Annotated in this window: 20 protein-coding genes and 1 pseudogene; 10 read left to right on the top strand and 11 right to left on the bottom strand. The window is 42.3% G+C overall.

Annotation, left to right across the window (positions count from 1 at the left end):
- The first annotated feature begins 121 nt into the window (after positions 1 to 121).
- A complete protein-coding gene (locus ACE1CI_RS09485; RefSeq protein ID WP_496615363.1) occupies positions 122 to 3,103 on the top strand; it encodes a PBP1A family penicillin-binding protein in 2,982 nt (993 codons plus the stop codon).
- A 256-nt stretch (positions 3,104 to 3,359) separates the two neighbouring features.
- The gene (gene psb35, locus ACE1CI_RS09480; protein WP_413266147.1) at positions 3,360 to 3,596 is read left to right on the top strand and encodes a photosystem II assembly protein Psb35; all 237 of its coding nucleotides are present in this window, start codon (positions 3,360 to 3,362) and stop codon (positions 3,594 to 3,596) included.
- A gap of 111 nt (positions 3,597 to 3,707) precedes the next feature.
- Here the strand turns inward: psb35 and ACE1CI_RS09475 are convergent, their stop codons facing one another.
- Together ACE1CI_RS09475 and ACE1CI_RS09470 are read right to left on the bottom strand one after the other, a co-directional pair.
- Positions 3,708 to 4,130: a tellurite resistance TerB family protein gene (locus tag ACE1CI_RS09475; protein WP_413266146.1), complete on the bottom strand. Its 423-nt coding sequence runs from the start codon at positions 4,128 to 4,130 to the stop codon at positions 3,708 to 3,710.
- Positions 4,131 to 4,154: 24 nt separating this feature from the next.
- Positions 4,155 to 5,531: a 16S rRNA (cytosine(967)-C(5))-methyltransferase gene (locus tag ACE1CI_RS09470; protein ID WP_413266145.1), complete on the bottom strand. Its 1,377-nt coding sequence runs from the start codon at positions 5,529 to 5,531 to the stop codon at positions 4,155 to 4,157.
- Positions 5,532 to 5,681: 150 nt separating this feature from the next.
- On the opposite strand from ACE1CI_RS09470, the gene ACE1CI_RS09465 reads away from it, so the two are divergent.
- Positions 5,682 to 6,098, top strand: a complete 417-nt coding sequence (locus tag ACE1CI_RS09465; RefSeq protein WP_496615362.1) for a hypothetical protein — start codon at positions 5,682 to 5,684, stop codon at positions 6,096 to 6,098.
- Positions 6,099 to 6,103: 5 nt separating this feature from the next.
- Positions 6,104 to 6,265, top strand: a complete 162-nt coding sequence (locus tag ACE1CI_RS09460) for an HNH endonuclease (RefSeq protein ID WP_413266143.1) — start codon at positions 6,104 to 6,106, stop codon at positions 6,263 to 6,265.
- A gap of 291 nt (positions 6,266 to 6,556) precedes the next feature.
- Here the strand turns inward: ACE1CI_RS09460 and ACE1CI_RS09455 are convergent, their stop codons facing one another.
- The 3 genes and pseudogenes from ACE1CI_RS09455 to ACE1CI_RS09445 form a co-directional block, all read right to left on the bottom strand.
- Positions 6,557 to 8,341 carry a WD40 domain-containing protein gene (locus ACE1CI_RS09455; RefSeq protein ID WP_413266142.1) on the bottom strand — a complete coding sequence of 595 codons (1,785 nt, stop codon included), beginning with the start codon at positions 8,339 to 8,341 and terminating at the stop codon, positions 6,557 to 6,559.
- 132 nt (positions 8,342 to 8,473) lie between these two features.
- Positions 8,474 to 8,860, bottom strand: a complete 387-nt coding sequence (locus ACE1CI_RS09450) for a hypothetical protein (RefSeq protein ID WP_496615361.1) — start codon at positions 8,858 to 8,860, stop codon at positions 8,474 to 8,476.
- Between the two features lie 403 nt (positions 8,861 to 9,263).
- Positions 9,264 to 9,440: pseudogene (locus tag ACE1CI_RS09445) on the bottom strand (type II toxin-antitoxin system HicB family antitoxin); the annotation flags it as partial.
- Positions 9,441 to 9,629: 189 nt separating this feature from the next.
- On the opposite strand from ACE1CI_RS09445, the gene ACE1CI_RS09440 reads away from it, so the two are divergent.
- The 5 genes from ACE1CI_RS09440 (at position 9,630) to cysE (ending at position 13,542) form a co-directional block, all read left to right on the top strand.
- Complete coding sequence (locus ACE1CI_RS09440) at positions 9,630 to 9,869, top strand: hypothetical protein (protein WP_413266139.1); 240 nt, start codon at positions 9,630 to 9,632, stop codon at positions 9,867 to 9,869.
- Positions 9,866 to 10,276, top strand: coding sequence for a putative toxin-antitoxin system toxin component, PIN family (locus ACE1CI_RS09435; RefSeq protein ID WP_413266138.1), 411 nt, complete (start codon positions 9,866 to 9,868; stop codon positions 10,274 to 10,276). Before ACE1CI_RS09440 ends, ACE1CI_RS09435 begins: the two co-directional genes overlap by 4 nt.
- Before the next feature lie 54 nt (positions 10,277 to 10,330).
- Positions 10,331 to 11,533 (top strand): Coenzyme F420 hydrogenase/dehydrogenase, beta subunit C-terminal domain, encoded by a 1,203-nt coding sequence (locus ACE1CI_RS09430; RefSeq protein ID WP_413266137.1) that lies wholly within the window; start codon positions 10,331 to 10,333, stop codon positions 11,531 to 11,533.
- 207 nt (positions 11,534 to 11,740) lie between these two features.
- Positions 11,741 to 12,205 carry a hypothetical protein gene (locus tag ACE1CI_RS09425; protein WP_413266136.1) on the top strand — a complete coding sequence of 155 codons (465 nt, stop codon included), beginning with the start codon at positions 11,741 to 11,743 and terminating at the stop codon, positions 12,203 to 12,205.
- Between the two features lie 575 nt (positions 12,206 to 12,780).
- The gene (gene cysE / locus ACE1CI_RS09420; protein WP_413266212.1) at positions 12,781 to 13,542 is read left to right on the top strand and encodes a serine O-acetyltransferase; all 762 of its coding nucleotides are present in this window, start codon (positions 12,781 to 12,783) and stop codon (positions 13,540 to 13,542) included.
- 341 nt (positions 13,543 to 13,883) lie between these two features.
- Here cysE and ACE1CI_RS09415 read toward each other — a convergent pair whose 3' ends face one another.
- Positions 13,884 to 14,465 carry an Npun_F5749 family FMN-dependent PPOX-type flavoprotein gene (locus tag ACE1CI_RS09415; RefSeq protein ID WP_413266211.1) on the bottom strand — a complete coding sequence of 194 codons (582 nt, stop codon included), beginning with the start codon at positions 14,463 to 14,465 and terminating at the stop codon, positions 13,884 to 13,886.
- A gap of 90 nt (positions 14,466 to 14,555) precedes the next feature.
- The gene (locus ACE1CI_RS09410) at positions 14,556 to 15,167 is read right to left on the bottom strand and encodes a hypothetical protein (protein WP_413266210.1); all 612 of its coding nucleotides are present in this window, start codon (positions 15,165 to 15,167) and stop codon (positions 14,556 to 14,558) included.
- A gap of 291 nt (positions 15,168 to 15,458) precedes the next feature.
- On the opposite strand from ACE1CI_RS09410, the gene nrdJ reads away from it, so the two are divergent.
- Entirely contained in the window at positions 15,459 to 21,065 is a 5,607-nt protein-coding gene (gene nrdJ / locus ACE1CI_RS09405) for a ribonucleoside-triphosphate reductase, adenosylcobalamin-dependent (protein ID WP_496615359.1), read from the top strand.
- Positions 21,066 to 21,246: 181 nt separating this feature from the next.
- Here nrdJ and hypB read toward each other — a convergent pair whose 3' ends face one another.
- The 4 genes from hypB to hypD all read right to left on the bottom strand — a co-directional run bounded on the left by hypB (position 21,247) and on the right by hypD (position 24,862).
- Positions 21,247 to 22,074, bottom strand: a complete 828-nt coding sequence (gene hypB / locus ACE1CI_RS09400) for a hydrogenase nickel incorporation protein HypB (protein WP_413266208.1) — start codon at positions 22,072 to 22,074, stop codon at positions 21,247 to 21,249.
- Complete coding sequence (gene hypA / locus ACE1CI_RS09395) at positions 22,065 to 22,409, bottom strand: hydrogenase maturation nickel metallochaperone HypA (RefSeq protein ID WP_413266207.1); 345 nt, start codon at positions 22,407 to 22,409, stop codon at positions 22,065 to 22,067. Before hypA ends, hypB begins: the two co-directional genes overlap by 10 nt.
- Positions 22,410 to 23,477, bottom strand: a complete 1,068-nt coding sequence (gene hypE / locus ACE1CI_RS09390; protein WP_413266206.1) for a hydrogenase expression/formation protein HypE — start codon at positions 23,475 to 23,477, stop codon at positions 22,410 to 22,412.
- 248 nt (positions 23,478 to 23,725) lie between these two features.
- A complete protein-coding gene (hypD, locus tag ACE1CI_RS09385; protein WP_413266205.1) occupies positions 23,726 to 24,862 on the bottom strand; it encodes a hydrogenase formation protein HypD in 1,137 nt (378 codons plus the stop codon).
- Positions 24,863 to 24,887 lie beyond the last annotated feature (25 nt).

Genomic DNA, 24,887 nt, shown 5'->3' with positions numbered 1-24,887 from the left:
ATAGTGACTCGCTCTGCTACCGATGGTCTATTACGGAGAGGTATAGGGGCGCAAATTCGATAAATAAAACCGAAAATAAAACGAATTTAAACTTGGCCCGTATCGTGTGTGAGGCAGTATCGTGACAAAATTTATTCCCAAACTGCAAGAAATTTCGACCAAGTTCAGTGGCTCTGAATCACAACCGGAACAGACCTCTGGCAGAGAAACAGAAATTGAGCAACCTACAGCCCGCCAAGAGGTGACAAAGGATGGTTCTCCAATTACCCCCGGAACTTCCCAAGATCCACTTGAGCCTACTCAAATAAATAGTTTAGAAGAACTGGGGAGTTTTTCCGCTGCTACGGAAGCAGAAATAGCTGAAAGTGAAGAAGATGCGGAACAAAATCAGGAAACAGGCAGCACCGGAAGGTTAAGTAACCTGAAACAGAAGACCAGAGAAATTGCCACTAAACTACATATTCCCGAATCTGTCCTAGATTCACCTTGGTTAGACCCCAATAATCCGGTATACCGGACAAAGAAATTCTGGCTCTTGGCCGGGGCAGCCGTCACATTAGGTGGTGGCGCACTGGTGACAGGGATTACTTGGTGGACATTGGAGCGCAACTTACCTTCACCCAATGATGTTCTCACCTTTGTCCGAGATGGAACTCTGACGATCAAAGCAGAAGACGGGACGATTCTGCAACAGGTTGGCCCAGCGACTAGAGAAAAGCTGCAATTAGAGCAAATGCCACCTCAACTGGTGCAAGCCTTTATTGCCTCAGAAGACCGTCGCTTTTACCAACATCAGGGAGTAGACTGGCAAGGTGTGGGACGGGCTTTTGTTTCCAATATCAGTGCCGGAAACGTGGTGGAAGGTGGAAGTACCATTACTCAACAGCTAGCCAGAATTGTTTTTCTCAATCAAGAACGCTCCATTACTCGGAAAGTTCAGGAAGTGATGCTGGCGCAGAAGATTGAGAAAGAGATGAAAAAAGACAAGATTCTGGAAAGGTATCTGAACTTAGTTTATTTGGGTGAAGGTGCTTACGGGGTGGCTGATGCGGCTTGGGTTTATTTCAGTAAGCCAACTAGTGATTTGACTTTGCCAGAAATAGCGACGATTGTGGGAGTAACACCTGCACCTTCAACTTTTTCTCCGCTCGCCAATCCGAAAATAGCTTTAGAAAGACGGAATATAGTGTTAAACCGCATGGTAGATGCAGGTTTTATCACCAAAGATCAAGCGCAAGCGGCTTCGGCTGAACCTTTAGCGCTCAAGCCAGCCGCACCAAAACGACTTTCCACACAAGCGGCTTACTTTACTTCCTATATTCAACAGGAATTACCGAAATATGTGCCGCAAGATGCGATCGAAGCAGGTGGTTTAACTGTAGAAACTAGCCTAAATCCTAAGTGGCAAAAAGTTGCTGAAGAAGTAGTCGATCAAGTAGTTAGCGAAAACGGCAAAGAACAAGGATTTCAACAAGCAGCCTTAGTCGCCATCGATCCCCGCAATGGTGAAGTCAAAGCAATGGTAGGGGGGACAGATTTTGAAAATACCCAATTTAATCGTGTCACCCAAGCCCAACGTCAACCAGGTTCCACATTTAAAGGATTTTTGTACACTACGGCTATTGCTGGTGGGATCTCACCCTATCGCGGTTACTTGGATGCGCCTTTCCAGGTAGATGATTATACGCCGAAAAACTACAGTGATGACTATAGCGGCTGGATCTCGATGCGAGATGCCTTGACTTTATCAGTTAACACAGTTGCCGTAAAAGTGTTAATCAATACGGGATTCCAACCAGTAATTGATATTGCCCACAAAATGGGCATCAAGTCAGAACTTAAGCCCACTTACTCCCTGGCTTTGGGTGCTTCGGAAGTCAATCTTTTAGAATTGACGAACGCTTATGGCACCTTTGCGGCTAAAGGTATGCACGCTCCAGGATACGGAATTCGCCGGGTAATTGACCAACAGGGTAAAGTAATTTTTGAAGCCAAACCGCAGCCGCAACAAGCTTTGGATGGAGAAACAGCGGCAATCATGAGTTGGATGCTGCAAGATGTGGTCAATGATGGTACAGGTCGTCCGGCGCAATTGTTCGATCGCCAAGTTGCAGGCAAAACAGGTACTTCCGATCAAGCCCGCGATTTGTGGTTTGTGGGTTATATTCCCCAACTAGTCACAGGCGTTTGGTTAGGAAACGATGATAACTCGCCGACTTGGGGAACTAGTGCTACCGCCGCCCGGACTTGGAATAAATTTATGGTGAAAGCGGTGGAAGATATCCCGATCGAGAAATTCCCCGAACGTCCTAAACTGGAAGGTCGCAAAGGTGTAGTAGCTCTTCTACCGATCAAACCAGAAAAAATGTCTAATATTCAGGCTACAGCTAGCAGAACAGAGGATAGCAACACAGAACCAGAACGTAGGCCAAGATCCCGAAGAGAAGTTAGCCCAGCTGCTACCAGCAGTACACCCACAGTTTCTCGTCCCCGTCGTCGGTATTCTCAAAACACCGCAGTTACTTCTAACACGACTTCTACCCAAACCACATCCCGTCCCCGTCGTCGGCGCATTGAGCAAAGCAGTGTCGGCACTTCTAACACGACTTCTACCCAAACCACATCCCGTCCCCGTCGTCGGCGCATTGAGCAAAGCAGTGTCAGCACTTCTAACACGACTTCTACCCAAACTACATTCCGTCCCCGTCGTCGGCGCATTGAGCAAAGCAGTGTCAGCACTTCTAACACGACTTCTACCCAAACCACATTCCGTCCCCGTCGTCGGTATTCTCAAAACACTGCTGTTACTTCTAATTCGAGTAGCAGCCAAAGCAACGATCGTCCCCGCCGTCGCTCTTACCAATCCAACACTAGCAGTTCTGCAACACAGCAGCCTGTAGTACGTCAAAGACGCAGGAGCGTTGAGCAGTCTAGCAGTCCGCCAACCTACCAACCCAAACGCTCTCGCAGAACATACAACAGTTCTAGTGGTGCGAGTTCCACCAGAACTCGCACCAGAAGGCAAGCTACTCCGCAGGCTGCACCCGCACCCGCACCCGCACCCGCACCTAGCTTTGAACTCAATACTCACCAAATCAGGTAGGAGACTCTTGACTCTTGACTCTTGACTGGGGCTGGATTAGGGATTAGGGGCTAGGGGTTAGGGGCTTCCGTCTTGGTCAGCGTTCGACTGAGCGCTCACGCGGAAGTCCGAACGGTTAGGGAAAAACTCCCCTGTGCTCCGAGAGCCCCCTGCCCTAAAGTTCCTCTGCCTTTTAGCCTCGAACTTCTGGAGGATGATAATTTTTTTCAATTCTTTATACTTTAGATAAGGTGAAAATTTAAGGAGTTGTTAGAACATGAGTCTACTTATGGAAGCTGCGACTAGTGCAGCTAATAGCGCAGCTAATGCCCCTCACTTTCCTGTGTCTGCTACTTTAGTTTATGTGGTCGGATTTATTGCCGCAGTGACGATCGGATCAATTGCTTGGTATAATTCAAAGCGTCCTGTGGGCTGGGAAGACAAAGAACGCCCCTCTGTTGTTCCAGAAGTGAAAAAAGAAGAAACTCCTGGTATTGGTACTCCCAAAGCCTAATTAATAAACAACTAATAATACTTTCAGATTGGAGATTTCAGATTGCTGATTGTTGAAAGAACTTCTCGGCTAAATCTGAAATCCTAATTTGGAAATTTAGTAGTGCGATCGCTAATTTTGTTTGATCACCCAACGTTTGTAAAGTTTTTGAATTGCCCCCAAAACAGCACTTTGCATTGTCTGTGGTGGGTGATTTGCGGGATCTAATTGTTGAATAGTGTTAATTAGTTGCGCTTCTTCAGAGGTAACTTCGCTATCACTGTAAATTAAGGCACTGATCGCTTCAATTAAATTTTGGCATTTTTCAGAAGAAGGACGATCGCCTAAATACTCTTGTACCCATTCATAACATTGGCTGGGTGGAACTGTGAGGAATTCATAAAGCCAGGGATAAATTTCTGGATCGTTCTCCACACCCTTTTCTTTCGCCAGTCGGTATAAATATTCTCGTTCTTCTGGTTGAACTTTACCATCAATCCAAGCTACACCTACGAGAATCTTGAAGAGAATTGTAATATCTGAATCTGAAACCATTGTTTTTTTCCTTGATTTTATCTATTAGATTAATAAAGAATTTGCTGCTAGACAACTGGTAGTCGATCGCAAACGTACCATAAAAAACCCGTCCATCTGTTCTCGGTGTGGTAAAACTTTAATCCACCCTGACGGCGTGACAAACGAGTATATTGGTGAATTAGCAGCAGGTAATTCAATTTGCCAATTTGCATGAGTGGTGAGAAAATCTTCGATCGCCTGTTCGTTTTCTAAGGGATGCAAAGTGCAGGTAGAATAAACCAAACTCCCTCCAGGTTTAACATACTTAGATGCACTATCTAACAATTCTCTCTGCAAAATTGATAATTCTTTAACATTTTCGGGAGTTTGTCGCCAACGCGCATCGGCGTGACGGTGTAAAGTTCCTAAACCAGAACAAGGTACATCGAGTAAAACTCGATCGGCTACATTGGTAAATTGGGGAAAGTTGCGACTATCGCCAGTGCAAATTTCAATTGATTTTAAATCCAATCTTTGGGCGTTTTCTTGCAGTTTTTTTAAGCGGGAAGGAGTGCGATCGCAAGCCCAAACTTTCCCGTCATCTTGCATCAATTCTACAATATGTGTCGTCTTTCCTCCAGGTGCGGCACAAGCATCAATTATGGTTTCTCCCGGTTGCGGATCTAACAGATGTGTTACCATTTGGGCGCTACTATCTTGTACAGTCCACCAACCTTCTTTAAAACCTGGTAAATTTTGAATTGCGCCAGTACTCCCAATTAACCTTAAAGCTTGGGGAAGATGAGGAATTTTTCTAACTAAAATATCTGCTGATTTAAAAATGTTTTCTACTTCTTCAAGGGTGGTTTTTAAAGGATTAATTCTGAGATCGATCGCCGGAGTTTGATTCATCCATTCGCACAATTGTTCCGTTTCCGCTTCTCCCCATTGTTCTAACCACAATTGAATTATCCAATTAGGAAAGCTGTATAAAGTTCCTAATCTTTCAACGAGGTTTTCTGGTAAAATTAATGGGTCTTGGTTGGTGGTGGAGATGCGATCGTACTGGCGCAACAAAGCATTTACAACTCCGCTAAGTCCAGCAAATTTATTCTCTTTTGCTAGTTCAACAGTAGTATTAATAGCAGCAGAAACAGGAATGTTAGTAAGATATCTTAATTGATATAAACCTAAATGTAAAATGGTGCGGAGATCTGTTGGTTGTTGATGAGCTTTCTTTTTACCTAATTGGTCAATAATTGCATCAAGTGTGCGCTGTCTTCTGACACTACCATAAACTAATTCGGTGGCAAATTTTCGATTTATGTCGTTGAGGTTTGATGCACGTAGAAAACGATCTAAGGCGACATCTGCATAAGCGCCTTTGTGAATGTCTCGTAAGGTGAGAAATGCCAGTTGTCTGGGGTTTTGGGAGTTCATGCTGGCAAGTTAATGGGGTTCTTTTTTAAGGATATCTTGTTGGGATGCCAGAGGGTTATTTTTTTGAACCGCAAAGGACGCAAAGGACGCGAAGGAAGAGAAGATGAAAGAAGAGGAGGAGAGGGGCGATCGCTACTCTATACTTGAGCAATGATTAGAGGAGGTATTGTAAAATATGTTATGCGGGATGTGGAAATAAAGAAAATGGCGGAAATTGTTACACTTGAACTATCTGAATCCTTAGCAAAAAAAGCCAAAGAAATCGCTGCTCTTACACATCGGAAAGTTGAAGATCTGTTGGTAGAGTGGATCGATCGTGCTATTAGCGAATTACCTGTAGATTCCCTACCAGATGAACAGGTTTTGGCTCTCTGCGAACTGCAAATGGAACCCGATCGGCAAGAAACTTTAAGTGAGCTTTTAGCAGGTAACAGAGAAGCACAACTTAATGATGCAGAATTTAAACAACTAGATGAATTAATGCAAGTCTATCGACATGGTTTATTGCGGAAAGCCCAGGCTTTTAAGGTAGCTGTTGAACGTGGATTGAAACCTGCTATTAATTAATAGTAATGTCTCGCATTTACATCCCTGTAGAAATAGAACGTCGCGTTCGTACTGCTGCTATAAATCGCTGTGGTTACTGTTTAAGTCCCCAGCATTTAGTGATGGCACGTTTGGAGATAGAACATATTATCCCCGTCTCTAAAGGTGGCAGCAATGATGTAATCTAATTTATGGTTAGCTTGTCCAATTTGTAATCGCTACAAAAGTGACAAAACGATTGCTGTTGATCCAGAAAGTAGCGAACAAGTAAGTCTTTTTAATCCACGTACCCAAGTTTGGTCTGAGCATTTCCAGTGGGCTGAAGATAGTATTCGTATTATAGGAAAAACACCGACTGGGCGGGCGACAGTTGCAGCACTAAAATTAAGTGAAGATGCCGATGTTTTGGAAGTTCGTAGCTATTGGGTAATTGCTGGTTGGCATCCACCAAAAGACTGAAAATTAGATGACGATCGCACTCATTTGCTTCTAAAATTTTGGTATGCTGTGGCGATCGCTTGCATATTAGCTTTAGCAGTGACAGAGTTGTTAATATCAGGATGATATTTTCTGGCTAGGCGATGATAAGCTATTTTAACATCTTCTGGTTGAGCATTTTTCGGTACTCCTAAAACCTCCCACCATTCGCCAGAAAGTAAGGTTTCTGATGAATTTTCACTTTGAGTAAATGACTTTTGCCAAATTTGAATTTCTTTGTATTTACTACCACTAACTAAAGTTGTTCCATCAGGAGTGAAAGCTACGGGATAGCGTCCAGAAAGGTTTTGTAAAAGTTTTCCGGTTTTTAAATTCCATAGTTTTATTTCGTTGGTGCTTGCACTGGCGAAAGTTTCTTGATCTGGATTAATAGATAGAGAAAAAATTGCTGTTGAGTGTCCGTCTAAAGTAGAAATTAATTCTCCTGTGTGCAGATTCCACAGTTTAATAGTTGTGTCGGTGCTACCGCTAATTATAGTATGGTTGTCGGGGGTAATGGCGATCGCACTTACCCACCCAGAATGACCTTGTAAAACCCGAATAACTCGTCTAGTACTTAAATCCCAAATCCTAATAGTTTTATCAATACTTCCACTAACCAAAAACTTGCCATCTGGACTAAAAACCAAACAAAAAACCGCCTCATAATGACCATTTAAAGTATATTTTAAATCTCCAGTAAACCGACCCCAAATTTTAATAGTTTTATCAGCACTTGCACTGGCAAAAATATTTCCATTAGGACTGAAAGCGACTGAGTAAACGAAACCCAAATGACTATAGGGAGAAATTGAATAAAAACAAGTACCTATAAGCTGTTTTTTCGGAAGATTCCAGCGAGTTATCTTATTTTCAAAATCACCACTAACTAGCATTTCCCCATCAGGACTTATTGCCACCGAGAAAACTTCTTTCGCAAAACCACAAAAGCTGAAAATTTGTTTTCCTTTCTGTAAATTCCAAAGACTAACTGTTTTGTTATCGCTTGCAGTGGCAATAACTTCACCATTAGGACTAACAGCTATAGAATTAATTGCGCCAACCTCTCCCCTGAGAGTTTTCACACATTGCCAAGTAGGAGAAGGTTGAACTTGCAACGATATTATTTTCCTCTTACTTATAAAGGGAATAAAAGGTTGTTTATGTAAGTTCACTGTGGAAAAATTGCAGTAAGCACGATTTTTAGAATGTAGTTTAGCTTTGAGTGCTTGGAATTCTTCCTCAACTTCCAAATTGGCAACCTTTTGTTTCCAAATAAAATCAGCTAAACCGCTCTCCAATGACATTAATTCTAATTCATAAAGCGCCTCAGTATACGCTTCCATATACAAAACTTTTTCTTCCATTCTGGCGAAAGCTTGTGCAGCACTTTCCCCACTTCCAGATTTATCAATTAACTTAGCAATCCCATAAAAAGCAAGTCCAATTACACCCCCCGCAGCTGCCATTGCTCCCATTCCAATTCCAAATGCTGTTCCGCCAACACTTAATCCCATTCCCCCAACAGCAGAATAAAAACCAACCCCACCAACCGCACCAATTCCTATTGCACCAATAGCAATTGCATCACCTTCTCCTATTGCTTGAAAAGCGCCATAAGCAGCAGCACCAACAACTCCTCCCGCCGCCGCAACAGGTGCCATACCAATACCAATTCCGCCAAATCCTCCGACTAATCCCATGTTGCCAAAAGTTGTAGAAAAAGCTGCACCTGTAAAAGTTCCAGTAGAAATAAATATTGTGCTTTCTTTGTAATTGTTTATCATCGGTTTTCGCCTGTATTGATATTTTTAAATTGCTACAGGTTGATTAGTAATTGAAGCTTTTCACAATCTACCCGTAGCTAAACAGGTCAATCCAACCAATCTAACCAGGAAGAATCGGTTGTTTTGGGTCGCTCAATAGGTTTTAATCAATTTTCCTAAACCATAAGCTGCTAACCCTACAACTGCGCCACTAGCAGCGACAGGAGCCATACCAATACCAACAGCTGTTCCACCTATCGCTAAACCCATATTACCCACTACTGCTGAAACACCAGTACCAACAGCTGCTCCACCTACAATCGCACCCAAAGCTGTCGCGTCTCCTTCTTCTATAGCCTTTTTAGCCCCATAAGCAGCAGCACCAACAACTCCTCCCACCACCGCAACTGGTGCCATACCAATACCAATTCCGCCACCACTTCCAACCAATCCTATGCCACCAGCTGTCCCAGAAAAAGCTGCGCCTGCTGCGGTTCCAATGGCTATAGATGCTGCACCTTCTGTTAAATTGTCTGACATTTGTTTTTGCTTTCAAACTTACTTGGTCAATCCCAGATTAAACGAAGTTAATTTATTATTGCTTCAGAATAATTACGTAAATATTTTTTTTAGGAACCGCAGAGACGCAGAGGACGCAGAGGAAGAGGGAGTTATTTGAACCACGAAGACACGAAGGACACGAAGGAAGAGGAGGAAAGCTGCGATCGCTTTTGGTTTACTGCTTGTATCCTAGATGAGAAAAGCCTCGAACTGAATCAATTTCTGACTTTAAAATTTCCTCATCTCTTTCGGATAAACCTGTTTCTTCAGACTCGCCTAAACCAGCAATACTCATTAAAAAATTACTTTCTTCTGGTTCATCTTTTTTTAAAGCAGGAGTTGAACTAACCTTAAACTGTAAATACTCAATAAAATTTGCTAATTCAGGCATTACTTCTTTGTGTTCCAGTTTATCCGCCAACACTCGCAACGCTAACGCCTGAACTTTAGCAACTGCTTCTTCCCGCATTTCTCCATAAGCCAGCACACCTGGCATCCCAATCACTTCAGCCAGCCAGCGTCCGTCTTCCTCTTGTTCAATCTCGATCGTAAAATTCATATCTTTAAAAGCATAGTAAATAAAAGCTATGTTAACTTACCAATGAGAGATGCTGCCAAGAGATAGCATTAACGATCGCACTGAGCAAAGTTTTGTAGAAATGAGAAATGCGATCGCTATGCTTTAATTCAAATTAGGTTAAGATAGCCAAAAATCAGCCTTAACTAATTTAGCTAGGAGCAATTTTCCATGAATGCTTACAAAACATACATCACAATAAAAGACCCAAAGCAAGTAGTTTTATCTAATCTGCCATTTCAGTCAGGGCAGCGAGTAGAAGTGATTATTTTAGCTGAAAATAATCAAAGCAGTTCTTTAACCCAAAAAATGCAAGACTTGTTAAAAGAAACTCAAGCTTTACACTCAGATCGTCCTCTAACAGAAGCAGAAATTGAGGCAGAAATTGAAGCGTATCGGCGGGGAGAATGAGAGTTGTTATTGATACGAATGTTTTAGTTTCCGCCGCAGTTGTTGGTAGAGATCCAGAAGCCATAATTCTTTATGTTGTCAGCAATCCTGAAATAGAATGGATAGTATCAACAGAAATTTTGGCAGAATATCAAGAAGTCTTAAATCGTCCTCGCTTAAAATTATCAGAGCAACTGAAGCAAAGCTGGTTTGATGTTCTAAATGCCGCGACAACTACAGTTGATGTTGCAGTTGAAGTAGATTTTCCCAGAGATAGAAAGGATGCAAAATTTCTCGCTTGTGCTGTAGCTGCAAATGCTACTTTTTTGATTAGTGGCGATCGAGATTTGACGGAGGTACAATCTTGGGGAAATACAACTATTATCTCTGTGTCTTTGTTTAAGCGATTAATCGACAATCTCATTTAATGAGAATAAAGTATCCTAATAAAAGCGATCTTTTACATAACAGAATAAATTTACATGACTGCAATAGATTCCCCCAAACACAAAAAAGCCAAAGCCCTCAAATCAACCAGTCGCCGCCCCGCCAAAGATCTTTGTAGCGAATGCGGACTTTGCGATACATATTACATACATTATGTCAAGGAAGCTTGCGCTTTTATTAATCAGCAAATAGCCGAGTTAGAAGCAGAAACTCATGGGCGCAGTCGCAACCTAGAAAACCAGGATGATTGGTATTTTGGCGTTCACCAAGATATGATGGCTGCACGCAAAAAACAGCCAATCCCTGGCGCACAATGGACGGGAATAGTTAGTACGATCGCAATTGAAATGCTCAATCGTGGCATGGTCGAAGGCGTTGTCTGCGTCCAAAATACCAAAGAAGACCGCTTTCAACCAATGCCCATTATCGCCCGAACTCCAGAAGAAATTCTCGCCGCCAAAGTCAACAAACCCACACTTTCACCCAACCTTTCTGTGCTAGAACAAATAGAACAATCTGGCATGAAACGGTTATTAGTTATTGGCGTTGGTTGCCAAATTCAAGCATTACGCGCCGTCGAGAAACAACTAGGTTTAGAAAAGCTCTACGTTTTAGGTACTCCCTGTGTCGATAACGTCACTCGCGCCGGATTACAAAAATTTCTGGACACTACCAGCAAATCACCTGAAACAGTCGTGTATTACGAATTTATGCAGGACTTTCGCGTACATTTTAAACATGAAGATGGATCGATCGAAACAGTCCCCTTCTTCGGTTTAAATACTAAAGAACTAAAAGACGTATTTGCCCCTTCCTGCATGACCTGTTTCGATTACGTTAATAGCTTGGCAGATTTAGTCGTCGGATACATGGGCGCACCCTTTGGTTGGCAGTGGATTGTTGTTAGAAATGATACAGGTCAAGAAATGTTGGATTTGGTTAAAGACCTAATAGAAACTCAACCTGTAAACTCTTCTGGCGATAGACGCAACGCCGTCCAGCAAAGCATTCCTGCTTACGACAAAGGTGTAACTCTCCCGATGTGGGCAGCAAAGTTAATGGGCGTAGTAATTGAAAAAATTGGCCCCAAAGGTTTGGAATATGCCCGATTTTCCATTGACTCTCACTTCACTCGTAACTATTTGTATGTGAAGCGGAATTACCCAGAAAAATTAGCCGCTCATGTGCCAGAATATGCCCAAAGGATTGTTAACCAATACAAACTTCCTCAATCATAAATAAACTGCATAAATATTTTTAATTACCCGGTTCATACCTAAATGACCGGGTTTTTTGTTACTAAATTTCCCCGGTATTTCTCTCCTCTGCCGAAAAAAAGTGTGCAGAAATTAAACTGTCATGCCCTCAGCAAGCAGCCATTGCTCTCTGAAATAGCTTAGAGATGAAAGATTGTTATTCCTAATGAATCAAAAAGGGGGTGTACTATGTTAAAGCAACCAATTAAGCAGTTTAAAAACGCTAGATTTCTCGCATGGGTAACACTTCTTTGCACTTCATCTGTACTGGCGCAAACAGCTAATTATGGTGCTATTAATGTAGCACCGGGATTTGAACCTTCAACAGCGATCGCTACAGGTTCCACCGCAGGTTCTTTCTCCCTATTTTCTATTGCTAACCGCGATCGCGACAACAACTTCTGCGTCGGATACAGCACCAGCGCCACACCCGACCACGTATTAACATTGCAAAAAGACTTCCCTCACCTTAAATTAGAACTCAGAAGCGGTCGTACCCCTACGACATTAGTCGTTAAAGGGCCAAATGGTGTGATTCGTTGTGGTATCGGCAGTATCGAAGACAAAAACTGGAAATCTGGCGAATATGAAATTTGGGTAGGCTCCAAAGACGAAGGCGTAAGAGGTAACTATACTTTACTTGTTAGGGAATAATTGGGACTGGGGACTGGGGACTGGGGACTGGGGACTGGGGACAAGGGGACAAGGGGACAAGGGGACTTAAATTGTACTTTCCCCTCTGCCCCTCTGCCCCTCTGCCCCTCTGCCCCTCTGCCCCTCTGCCCCTCTGCCCCTCTGCCCCTCTGCCCCTCTGCCCCTCTGCCCCTCTGCCCCTCTGCCCCTCTGCTCCTCTGCCCCTCTGCCCCTCTGCCCCTCTGCTCCTCTGCCCCTCTGCCCCTCTGCCCCTCTGCTCCTCTGCCCCTCTGCCCCTCTGCCCCTCTGCCCCTCTGCCCCTCTGCCCCTCTGCCCCTCTGCCCCTCTGCCCCTCTGCCCCTCTGCCCCTCTGCCCCTCTGCTCCTCTGCCCCTCTGCCCCTCTGCCCCTCTGCTCCTCTGCCCCTCTGCCCCTCTGCCCCTCTGCCCCTCTGCCCCTCTGCCCCTCTGCCCCTCTGCCCCTCTGCCTCTGCCATATAATCCAACCAAACAGAGTGTTGTTCTCCACACTCAAAAGTGTGACATGGGACGCTAAGATCGATAGTGCCTATTTATTGCCAAATGTTGGTATCTACTCGTGCTAAATGCCTTAGTAGCTGACTTCCGCATTATCTTCGATCGCGATCCTGCCGCTCGTAACTGGCTGGAAGTCTTATTCTGCTATCCTGGTTTGCAAGCCCTGTTCTTGCACCGCTTCGCTCATTGGCTTTATGTGCTGGGTCTTCCTTTAATCCCTCGCTTAATTTCTCACATTGCTCGTTTTCTCACAGGGATTGAAATTCACCCAGGCGCACAAATTGGTCATGGTGTTTTTATCGATCACGGAATGGGTGTGGTCATTGGAGAAACTGCAATTGTCGGAGATTATGCGCTAATTTACCAAGGCGTTACTCTTGGGGGTACAGGTAAAGAAAGCGGTAAGCGTCACCCAACTTTAGGAGAAAATGTTGTTGTCGGAGCAGGTGCCAAAGTTTTGGGCAATATCCACATAGGCAACAATGTTCGCATTGGCGCAGGATCGGTAGTGTTGCGCGATGTGCCTTCTGATTGTACAGTTGTCGGAATTCCCGGTAGAATCATTTATCGTTCCGGCGTGCGCGTTAATCCTTTGGAACATGGAAGTTTACCCGACTCAGAAGCAGAAGTGATTCGTGCTTTAGTCGATCGCATCGATTTTTTAGAACAAAAATTTGAAGAACTACAAAATAAACAACAATCTCAACAGCCAGTTGCAATTCCTGTTGGTGCAACAATCGGTGTAGATGATTGCGATCTCAAATACTTCTGTCGCATCAACGATAAAAAAATTCAAGAATTCTTAGACGGCGCAGGAATTTAAAATTAAAGACAGAAGGCAGAAGGCAGAAGTCAGAAGGTAAGAAATACTTTTTGTCTCTGCCTTAAATTTATGCCTACATCTGTGTTCATCTGTGGATATCTGTGGTTAAAAAAAGACTAAAAACTGAGATCTTGCATCTGTGGTTTTAGCCCGCCCGGAAATCAATTTCCGGGCTAATAGCTCAAGTCCATTAAAATGGACTGAAAGCCTTTGAATATTAAGAATATTCAGTCTTGAGTCCTCTTTAGAGGAGTTTAGCTATAAGAAAAGCGAATTGATTCGCAGGCGGATTTTGGGACTCGTGCAGGATTTAAGTAAAAACTTGTCCAGATGTTGATTTATCAAGGATTCACTTCTTCAATAAACCAATTTCCTTCACTATCTATTTTGTAGAGCGATCGATTTTGTGGTTCTCCTCGTAACTCCAAATGATCCACAAAATCGGGATCTAATAATAACAAATAGAAATTATCTAAAGGTTCATTTGGGTTTGGTTGTGGTGCTTGAAAAGCTGCGGCTTCTGCTCTGAATTTACCAGTTTGGGGCCAAGTAAATTGCGATCGCCCTGCATCAGAAAGTTCTTGCCAAGCAATTTTTCGCGCCTGTTGTAACTCTGAATCAACCTCATTATTTTTAACTAAAATCAACTTCCCCGAAATCCGAAATTGTTCGCGAGTATTAGCAAAATACCAACAAATTTCGCCCCAAGGTTGGTAATTTATTTGCTCAACTTTCGGACTTCTTGAATCTGTAATAAACTTCAATTGATTAGTATTCTCTAAAAACCCGCGAAAAACCACAGTTCGATTAGCCGGACGATTATTTTCCCGCACAGTCGCTAATTGCACATAACGGGAGTAAATCAGACTGCGGTTACGTTGTAAGGCGTGGGTGAGATGCGATCGCCAAGGAGCAAGAGACACAGGGATTAGGGATTAGGTACTGGGGACTGGGAATTGAAGCTGTAGAAAGCTGCTGATTTTAAAATACTATAGATTTAGTGATTTGAAAAACTAAGCAATGAGTGTTTGAACCAGAATTCGCATCAAAGGATCTAGATCGTCTGGAACTCGATAAATATCTAAGCCTTGTTGAATGTGTTTTGTTACTCGATTTAACCGTCCAAACTGCCAGATTTTTCCAGTTGTAACGGCACCAATTAGAATAGATTGTGCTGAGGTTTTCTCCCACCGATCGAGCGCAATCATTTCAGCTGTAAGTTGTGTAAAACCGTAGTCTAAATCTTCTCGCTTTGCCTCAATTACTAAAATCTCTGTTTGGGTTCTCAAAAGATAATCTAAGTAACCTTGAAGTTGTTCTGTAACTTTGAGAGGATATTCAATTCGTAATTGAGCTTTGGTATAGTGAACCAGATCCAAAACCACTGGCGAAATCAAAATTTCTCGCCGCGAGGCTTCACTACCAAGGCTTACATAAGGCAAAATCTCTTCAATACGCGATCGGAGTTCTTCTAAACGATCCAATTCCCCAGAATACAGAGGTAAATTGAGCCTAGTTCGTTCAAATGTGTAGCCAAACTCAATAACAAAATCTTCAGCATCAATTTGGAGTTCAAAAATTTTGCTGAACGTATATGGTTGATTGGGATTTACTAGTTTCGACATAGCGAATACTCCTAATTAATAATTTTTGAAGAGTTTTCCTTAAGTACAGGAATGGGAAGTACAGATAAGTCATTACTTATCCTCCTAACTTAAATTCTTTTTTGCCTTTGTCTGGAGAGTCTCAACAAGTTCCACAGAGCTTGGACAAGGTAACTCAAGTGGTAGAAGGCAACAGATTGTTATTTCTACTAACAGCCCACATCTAGCGCAAAAACTCACACTTGTAAACCTTTCTGCCCCATATATAAGTCGTGTACACTAGTGAGTCTGTTGATCTATGACAAAAATCTTATGGTTCGAGAGCTTGAAAAAGTACAGCAGACTAGTCAGTTTCCTGAAACTGCGCCAGCTGCCAATCCTGTATTTTTCAGAACGTACAGTCGCCGCACGGAGAAAGGGCGGGAAACTTGGGATGAGGTGTGCGATCGTACCCTCCAAGGACTAACCAAACTGGGCAAACTTACCCCCGCAGAAGCCACCATCCTAGACCGGATGCAACGCCAAATCAAAGCCCTTTCCTCTGGGCGATGGTTGTGGGTAGGTGGGGTCGAATGGATCGAACAACCAGAAAACTTTTCCGGTGGATACAATTGCAGCAGCACCAACATCTGTGATTGGCGAGCCTTTGGACTGCTGATGGACTTGGCGATGATGGGCTGTGGCACAGGAGCCGTCCTTGAACCTCAGTATATCAATCAATTACCAGCAATTCGCAACTATTTAAAAGTTAATTTGCAAGGTGAAATTGGCACAATTCCAGTCAATCAACGGCAGGAAGAAACCGAAGTTACAATTGTTGGCAATGAAGTCACAATTTATGTAGGAGACAGCCGCAGAGGTTGGGTAAAATCCTATCAAACTTTACTGGAATTATCAACAGATGAACGCTTTACTGGAGAAGTTAAAGTAATAGTAGATTTGAGTAATGTTCGTCCTGCTGGAGAAAGATTAAAAGGTTTTGGCGGAGTTGCAAATCCCATTAAATTACCCGATCTTTATCTGCGTTGTGCGGCTATTTTAAACAAAGCATTAGGGCGACAATTAAATTCAGTTGAATGCTGTTTATTAATTGATGAAGCTGCGGTAGTCGTGGTTGCTGGCAATGTGCGCCGCTGTTTGCCTGCGGGAGCTTTGGTGCATACAATATCAGGGCTAGTGCCGATCGAGAAAATTAGAATTGGCGATCGCGTATTAACCAGCAAAGGTTTTTACCCTGTTACTAACTTTTTTGATCAAGGCGTGCAGTCATTATGCCGCATTAAAACAGAAGATGGGTTTTTTGAGTGTACCTCTGACCATAAAGTTGCTGTATTAACTGATGTTTACGGCAACTATAAAATGGTGAAAGCGAAAGATTTGAAAGAAGGCGATCGCTTAATTTTTGTACCCCAATCAATTCCCGGAACCCCAACCGAATTACCAGAATTTAAGCCAAAGATTTCATCGCAAGCTAAACCAATTTCCGTTCCCGCTTTAACTTCAGAAGTTGCTTATTTCTTAGGCTATTTACATGGCGATGGTTCTGTTGCTACAGACGGTTGGCGAGTCAGATTTCGGATAGCAGAAAATCACCCAGAAATTATTGAGCGATTGATTGCAGTAGCGCAAGAATTTGGGCTAGAAACATACACCTTAAGAACACCCGAACAGTGTCAAACAAAAGCCTTTGAACTACAGTTAAACAGCAGCGCACTCAATCAGTATCTTTCTCAATTCAAAAAGCCATTTACCTCAATTTCCATTCCTGATTGTATCTTGCTTGGAACTCAGGAAATTCGGGCTGCCTATTTATCTGGATTAGCTGATGCTGACGGATGTCATTCTCAAGGAGTCTTAGTTGCTTCTAGCTATCAGGATTTTCTGCGCCAAGTTCAAACTCTCTATGCTTCATTAGGAATTACTACCAGATTATGTTCTTCAATTCGTAAGAGGACAGGTAAATGGGAAGGGGAATTAGTAACAGTTGGCGAGTCGGCTTTTGAGGCAGTCCAAAAGCTAATGTTTACCTATTCAACACAGTTCACTCTGCGACAAAGGCAACGTCCTAAATCATTTAAAGATCATGGGTTTCCTGTTGAAATGGTTAGACCTTTAGTTAGTACTTACCGATACCATTACGGAGCAAATCAGCAGCAAGTAATTACACCAACTTTAAAAAGGCTATTACCTGATACAACTGAGTTAATTCCTATTAAGGTTAAGTCGGTAGAATTCGATGTAAAAACAACCCATACTTATGATATTGAGGTTGCCACAATTCATGAATTTGTATGTCAGGGAATCCTAGTTTCAAATTCAGCGGGAATGCGCCAAGGAATTAGTAATGATGAATTGTTTGCTAATGCTAAATCTAATCTTTGGCAACAAGATGAAAATGGAAACTGGAGAATCGATCCAGAAAGAGATGCTTTGCGAATGGCAAATCACTCTCGCGTTTTTCATCAAAAACCAACATTAGAAGAAACAATTGCAGCTGTGAGAACACAGTATTATTCTGGTGAAGGTGCAATTCAGTGGGCTGGAGAAGCTGTTGCAAGAGCTAACTGCGATCTACTAACAACAGGTGAATTAAAAGTTGATTTTCTTAAGGCTTACGATCGAGGTAAAGCTAAAGAATGGATAGAAGAAAACTATCCTAATATTCCTTCTGATGAGTTAGAACATCGTTTAGCTCGCTTGGGATTAAATCCTTGTGTTACCGCTGATACTTGGGTTCATACAGAATATGGCGCAAGACAAGTTAAAGATTTAATTGGAGTGCAGCAAGCTGTCTATGTCAATGGAGAGCTTTTTAGCACTACCCCGGAAGGCTTCTTTTTCACTGGAATTAAACCAGTGTTTAAGGTGCAAACTAAAGAGGGTTATAGCTTACGGTTGACAAAAAACCATCAAGTTTTGAAAGTGACAGCCCAGACGCAGAAAAAGCAGTATTCAGAATGGTGCGAGGTTAGTAGTCTTAAAATTGGCGATCGCATTCTAATTCATAATCACCGCAATCTCCAACCTTGGGAAGGTGTTGGTAGTTTTGATCAGGGATGGCTGTTGGGTAATTTCTTAGGAGATGGTTGTTTTTCTGTCAATCAAACCAATCACACCTATCAAGCTAAATTGAGGTACTGGGGTAATACTCAAGTGGAAATGAAAGAGTATGCCTTAAGTCTGGTGAATAACCTACCTAAGCCTCCTCAATACTCCCAAAATTTACAAGGAATTTATCACCCCAAAAACAAATACTACGAGATTAGCTCATCAAGTTTAGCTGATCTTGCTCAGACATTTGGCTTGCAGCATCATTTTAAAGTAATTACCTCAGAAATTGAGCAAGCAAGTTATGAATTTTATCGCGGCTTTCTCAGAGGTTTATTTGATGCTGATGGGAGTGTTCAAGGAACTCAAGAAAAAGGAATTAGCATTCGGCTTTCCCAAAGCAATTTGTCTAATTTAGAAGCTGTTCAAAGAATGCTCTTACGTTTAGGTATTGGCTCTACCATATATCAAAATCGCAGAGCAGAAGGCTTGAGAATGTTGCCTGATAGTCAGAAAAACTTAGCGGCGTACTTCTGTAAGGCATCTCATGAGTTAGTCATTGCTAATGACAATATTTATGTCTTTCAGCAAGTAATTGGATTCCAAGAACCAGAGAAATCACAGTTACTAGCAAGACTATTATCTGGGGACAAACGTAAATTTAACCATGAGAGATTTGCTGTCCAGATTAGTGCAATTATTCCTGATGGGGAAGAAGCAGTTTATGATTGCACTGTACCAGGAGTTTCTCGCTTTGATGCTAATGGCTTTGTTGCTCATAATTGCGGTGAAATTATCGGCGCTAATTTCCATTGCGTGTCAGGCAAAACCATGCTAATTACTCGCGATGGAATGCACCAAATTCAAGATGTTGTTGGACAAAGTGTAGAAGTTTGGAATGGTCAACGTTGGAGTCAAGTAGTACCGATGCTGACGGGAAAAAATCGTCAATTGTATCGTGTATCTTTTGGTGATGGTACATTCTTAGATGTCACAGAAAAACACCGCTTCTTTGTGAAAGACCGCTTTGCTAAAAAGTATGAAGAATTAACCACAATAGAACTCGCAGAACGGCTAAAAACTAGCAAGTACAGTCTACACACGGAAACTTTCCAAATTGCTTATCAGGATGGCAAATTTGTCGAACCAACTTGGGCTTATACATTAGGTCAATTGGTGGGTGATGGTTCCCTTTGTCAATCTAATGGTAAGCCACAATTACAACTGCGCTTGTACGGTGTAAAACGCCATCAAGAGTTAGTTATTGCCGGAAAAACTAGCGGAGAAAAACGCTATTACACGGAATCTAAAGAGGTTCCTTGTCTACTTTACACGGGATTCCAAAACCAGTTTGATCCCGAACAAGTTCGCGCTCTCAAATATACTGCTACAGCTTTTGATGAAATTGCATCTTGGGATAGAGAATCTATTTTGCATTTCATTGCTGGGTTAGCAGATGCCGATGGTTCAGTTGTTTCTAGTGGCGGTATTCGGATTTATTTGTCTGATTATGACCGTGCTTATCGGGTTTATTTACTGTTGATTAAGTGTGGGATTCGTTGTTCGATTAATCTGGCAGCAAAGGCGGGAACTAGTACCAATTTAGGAATTCGCCATCATGATTTGTGGTATTTACAAATTACTAATTGTGCGGCGATTCCTTGTCAACGGTTGGATACTTCAAGAGGTCATCAACCTAATGCTAAAGGTAAATATCAGGTAGTGCGATCGATCGAACCTCTACCAGGAAATCACGACACCTTCTGTTTCAATGAACCAGAATTCCATAAAGGAGTATTTGGTGGCACCCTAACCGGACAATGTAATTTGGCAGAAATTCACTTGAATCAAATCGATCCAAAAAACTACCAAGAACAGGAGGATGCTTTCACCGCAGGTGCTTTATCTGTTGCAACACTTTTGAATCACGAATTTGTTGAACCTCGTTATCGATACAGTCGGGAATTAGACCCAATTGTAGGGGTTTCTTTTACAGGTTTATTTGACTTTTTTGTGAAGGTTTTTGGTGTTGATTGGTTACATTGGTGGACCCAAGGACGACCAGAAAGTGAGCAAGGATTGAAGTTTAAAGAACAGGAAGCAGAGTACTTAAATCGTTGGCGAGAAACTGTGCATCGGGTGGTTTGGGATTATTGCGACAAGCACAATATCAAACGCCCAAATCGCTGTACTACCGTTCAACCTTCAGGAACCAAATCATTACTAACTGGCGCATCTCCGGGATGGCATCCCCCAAAAGCACAGCGCTTTATTCGGCGGATTACCTTTAGGAAAAATGACCCTGTAGCTCTTGCTTGTATTGACTACGGTTACAATGTTATTCCGGCTCAATCTGACAAAGATGAAAATGGGAATTTGTTAAACGATCCCTTCGATCCTCGGTGTTCAGAATGGTTGGTTGAAATTCCCGTTTCTGTACTTTGGGCTGATTTACCTGGCGCTGATGAAATTGAGATTAGTAAGTTCTCAGCTTTGGCACAAATGGACTTTTATATGCAAGTCCAAAAACATTATGTGCGGCACAATACAAGCGCGACTATTGAGTTGCGAGAAAATGAAATTGAGGCTTTGGCTAATCGAATTTACGAAGCTATTCGTGATGATGAAGGTTACATTTCAGCAGCACTTTTAGCCCGATTTGATGATTTGCAAACTTTCCCTCGGTTGCCCTTTGAACCGATTTCTAAAGAAAAGTATGAACAATTAATGAAGGAGGTGAAATTGCGGCGGAAAACTGATAACTTCTATACTGCTTTGCGTCAATATGATTTGGGTGAAATGACAGAAGCAGGGCCAGCAGGTTGTGATTCTGATGCTTGCTTAATGCCGGAACAAACTCCTGAGTCTTAAAAGAAGGCAGAAGGTAGATCTCACAGTGGGGGAGGTAGAACCTCCCAGAACTCGTTCCCAGGTTGAACCTGGGAACGAAAAATAGAGGCTCTGCCTCTTTTCGCTGTGGGAACGAAAAACAAAATATCAGCATAAAGAAGGTGCGTTACGTTAACACTAACGCACCCTACGGATAGAGGTGTTAAATACCTAACCATTGATACCAAGTTTCTAAACCTGTTCCGGTGGTGGCAGATACTTGAAATATTTTGAGGTGAGGGTTGACTTGATGGGCGTATTCTATGCAGCGATCGACATTAAACTGCACATAAGGTAATAAATCAATTTTGTTGATGATCATTACCTGACTAGCACGAAACATATAGGGATATTTAATTGGTTTATCTTCTCCTTCTGTCACTGATAAAATTGCTACTTTGGCACTTTCTCCTAAGTCAAATAATGCCGGACAAACTAAATTTCCGACATTTTCAATCATCACAATTGAGTTAAGTGGAGGGTTGAGTTCTTGCAATCCTCGTTCTACCATTTGGGCATCTAGGTGACAACCTGCACCCGTGTTAATTTGGATGACATTGCAACCTGTGGCTTTAATGCGATCGGCATCATTTGTAGTTGCTTGATCGCCTTCAATTACATTTATCACTACTTTGTCTTTTAAGTCTTGAATCGTTCTCGCTAACAAGGTTGTTTTTCCCGATCCTGGAGAACTAACTAAGTTAAGTGCTAAGATATTTCGACCTTTAAACCAACCGCGATTTTGGGCAGCTAATAAATCGTTTTTGGCTAAAATATTTTGTTCTAAAGTAACTGTTGTCCCGTGCATTTTCGCGTGCAATTGAGCAGTTTCGCTGGCAACAGAATGGTTATGATGATGTTCGTGAGAATGTTCGTGGTTATGGGAATGGGAAATAACTGTACCGTCAGCTAAAACATGAGTGTGTTCTCCTGTTTGGGGATTGGTAACAGTTACATTGGCATCATCAGAACAACCGCAAGTTACACACATAATTCTTCTACCTCTAATTCCTTAATTTTAAGTTCTTCGCCTTGAAAAATTTCTAAATCGCTACTACCGCAAGCGTGACAAATACCGAATGGCATTTCTAAAGAAACCTCGGTTTGGCATTGACGACAACGGGCTAAACCAGGGATTTCAATTATTTCTAATTTTGCCCCTTCTAGCAATGTTTCTTGAGAACAAACATCGAAACAAAAGCGGATCGAATCAGGTAATATTGCTGATAGTTTGCCGATTTCTAGAGATACTCGTTTTACCCTAGAACCGTTGGCGTGTTCAGTGGCGATCGCTACAATATTCCTAGTAATTCCTAACTCGTGCATTTAACAAATCCTTGGCAGTTGTTCGCCTACTAACATATCAACAATTCTTTCTGTTCCAAACTCAGTTTTTAACAATACAACTCCCGCAGGAGTGGCAATAACTTCGCCAACGATTTGCGAATCTTTGCCTGTGGAGTGCGATCGCATTGTCGCCAAAACTTCATCTGCTGAATCAGGCGGAACTACCACTACTAACTTACCTTCATTTGCCAAATATAGCGGATCGAAACCCAACAATTCGCACATTCCAGCTACCTCTTTTTTAACAGGAATAGCTGATTCATGTAAACGAATTCCTACATTTGCACTTTGGGCAAATTCATTTAATACTGTTGCTAATCCGCCACGAGTAGCATCGCGCATTGCCCGAACATTTGGGCAAACGGAAACGATCGCATCAACTAACCCATTTAAAGGTTGACAATCGCTTTTAATATCAGTATCTAAAGATAACTCACCTCTCGCTACCAAAATAGCAGCACCGTGATCGCCCAGAGAACCATTAACTAATACAATATCCCCTGGTTGAATCTCTCTAGCAGAGGGAGAAACGCCCGTTTTAATTACACCAATACCAGTAGTATTGATAAATAATTTATCAGCAGAACCGCGAGGAACAACTTTAGTATCTCCTGTGACAATTTGTACACCCGTTGCTAAAGAAGCTGCTTTCATACTGTCAACAACTCGGCGCAGAATGTCAATTTCTAAACCTTCTTCGAGAATCACGCTACAACTGAGAAAAAGTGGTTTTGCACCGCTAACAGATAAGTCGTTAACAGTACCATTAACTGCTAAAGTTCCGATATCACCGCCAGGGAAAAACAAAGGAGTAACGACGTAAGAATCTGTGGTGAATGCTAGGCGATCGCCCAACAACATTAAACTATTTAAATCGATTCGCGCCTGATCTTCCAATAAAGAAAGAGTGGGATTATCAAAACTACCTACAAAAACATCATCAATCAAATCGCGCATCGCACTACCACCGCTACCATGAGCTAAGGTAATAGTGCGTTCCTGAAATTTTTTCTTACGTTGAGGCATTTTTAGATGAGAAATATTCATATACATCTGTGGTTAAAAAACCAAATCTAATTAGGGCTTGCTGAAAAAGTCTGTTGGTGAGGGTAGGGACACGGCATTCAAAAGATAACGCAGGAGTTGTAAATATTATTGATGCCGTGTCCCTACAATTTGCCTGAAAAAGGCAAGGTTTTTGCGCTAAAAGATTGTGATAACCTTGCACTTATTGTGGGCAAAAAAAACGGTAAAACCCTTGCATATCTTAACTTTCTACCTTTTTTCAGCAAGCCCTAATTAACTTTCACCTCTTCCCGCTTACCTATTGACAAACGTCCATATTTATAGTAAGCAGCACAAGCCCCTTCCGAAGAAACCATGCAAGCACCAAGGGGATGTTCAGGAACACAAGCAGTGCCAAAAACCTTACACTGCCAAGGTTTCAGCACACCTTTAAGAATCTCGCCACACTGACAAGCTTTGTGATCTGCGACTTGTCTACCGGGGAAAGTAAATTTCGCCTCCGCATCAAAACGCGCATATTCTGGACGCATTTTCAACCCAGACAGCGGAATATCACCCAATCCGCGCCACTCAAACGCCTCTCTCACCGCAAACACTCGTTGCATCGCATCCAAAGCAACGGCGTTACCGTGAGATTGCACTAAGCGACTATATTGATTTTCTACTTCACAACGTTTTTCTGCCAATTGTTTAACAACCATCCAAATTGATTGCAAAATATCTATTGGTTCAAACCCAGAAACTACGACAGGTTTGTGATATCTTTCGGCAATAACTTGATAAGGTTCTGTACCAATTACTGTGCTAACATGACCGGGACCTACAAATCCATTTAATTGCAAATCGGGATTAGCTAACAATGCTTCTAATGCTGGTACAACTAATACGTGATTGCAAAATAAACTAAAATTTTCTATGCGATCGCACTCCGCCTGAAGTACAGTTAAAGCAGTGCTAGGCGCGGTTGTTTCAAATCCGATCGCAAAAAACACCACTTCTTTTTCGGGACTTTGTTTGGCGATTTGTAGCGCATCTAAAGGCGAATAAACCATGCGAATATCTGCACCATTCGCTTTAGCTTGCAGCAAGCTATATTTAGATCCGGGAACTCGCATTGCATCGCCAAAAGTTGTGAAAATAATGTTAGATTGTTGTGCTAAGGCGATCGCATCATCGAGTCTACCTTTTGGCATTATACACACTGGACAACCGGGGCCGTGAACTAGTTCGATCGTTTCTGGTAACAAATCTTCTAGTCCATATTTAAAGATTGCATGGGTATGTCCGCCGCAAACTTCCATGATTTTAATCGGTTTTTCGCTGGAAATTTGGCTGCTTATTTGTCGAATTTGTTCGATTAATTTTTGGGCTTTTTGTGGATCGCGAAATTCGTTTATGTATTTCATAGTAGTTTGTCATTAGTCATTGGTC

It is taken from the genome of Floridaenema flaviceps BLCC-F50 (genome assembly GCF_041929275.2).
Lineage (GTDB): Bacteria > Cyanobacteriota > Cyanobacteriia > Cyanobacteriales > Aerosakkonemataceae > Floridanema > Floridanema flaviceps.
This window is presented reverse-complemented; position numbering and strand designations above follow the sequence as displayed.

Excerpts from the sequence above, each read along its gene's own strand:
- psb35 (WP_413266147.1), top strand. The coding sequence starts at position 3,360 with ATGAGTCTACTTATGGAAGCTGCGACTAGTGCAGCTAATAGCGCAGCT.
- ACE1CI_RS09475 (WP_413266146.1), bottom strand. The coding sequence starts at position 4,130 with ATGGTTTCAGATTCAGATATTACAATTCTCTTCAAGATTCTCGTAGGT.
- ACE1CI_RS09470 (WP_413266145.1), bottom strand. The coding sequence starts at position 5,531 with ATGAACTCCCAAAACCCCAGACAACTGGCATTTCTCACCTTACGAGAC.
- ACE1CI_RS09465 (WP_496615362.1), top strand. The coding sequence starts at position 5,682 with ATGATTAGAGGAGGTATTGTAAAATATGTTATGCGGGATGTGGAAATA.
- ACE1CI_RS09460 (WP_413266143.1), top strand. The coding sequence starts at position 6,104 with ATGTCTCGCATTTACATCCCTGTAGAAATAGAACGTCGCGTTCGTACT.
- ACE1CI_RS09455 (WP_413266142.1), bottom strand. The coding sequence starts at position 8,341 with ATGATAAACAATTACAAAGAAAGCACAATATTTATTTCTACTGGAACT.
- ACE1CI_RS09450 (WP_496615361.1), bottom strand. The coding sequence starts at position 8,860 with ATGTCAGACAATTTAACAGAAGGTGCAGCATCTATAGCCATTGGAACC.
- ACE1CI_RS09440 (WP_413266139.1), top strand. The coding sequence starts at position 9,630 with ATGAATGCTTACAAAACATACATCACAATAAAAGACCCAAAGCAAGTA.
- ACE1CI_RS09435 (WP_413266138.1), top strand. The coding sequence starts at position 9,866 with ATGAGAGTTGTTATTGATACGAATGTTTTAGTTTCCGCCGCAGTTGTT.
- ACE1CI_RS09430 (WP_413266137.1), top strand. The coding sequence starts at position 10,331 with ATGACTGCAATAGATTCCCCCAAACACAAAAAAGCCAAAGCCCTCAAA.
- ACE1CI_RS09425 (WP_413266136.1), top strand. The coding sequence starts at position 11,741 with ATGTTAAAGCAACCAATTAAGCAGTTTAAAAACGCTAGATTTCTCGCA.
- ACE1CI_RS09410 (WP_413266210.1), bottom strand. The coding sequence starts at position 15,167 with ATGTCGAAACTAGTAAATCCCAATCAACCATATACGTTCAGCAAAATT.
- nrdJ (WP_496615359.1), top strand. The coding sequence starts at position 15,459 with ATGGTTCGAGAGCTTGAAAAAGTACAGCAGACTAGTCAGTTTCCTGAA.
- hypB (WP_413266208.1), bottom strand. The coding sequence starts at position 22,074 with ATGTGTGTAACTTGCGGTTGTTCTGATGATGCCAATGTAACTGTTACC.
- hypA (WP_413266207.1), bottom strand. The coding sequence starts at position 22,409 with ATGCACGAGTTAGGAATTACTAGGAATATTGTAGCGATCGCCACTGAA.
- hypE (WP_413266206.1), bottom strand. The coding sequence starts at position 23,477 with ATGAATATTTCTCATCTAAAAATGCCTCAACGTAAGAAAAAATTTCAG.
- hypD (WP_413266205.1), bottom strand. The coding sequence starts at position 24,862 with ATGAAATACATAAACGAATTTCGCGATCCACAAAAAGCCCAAAAATTA.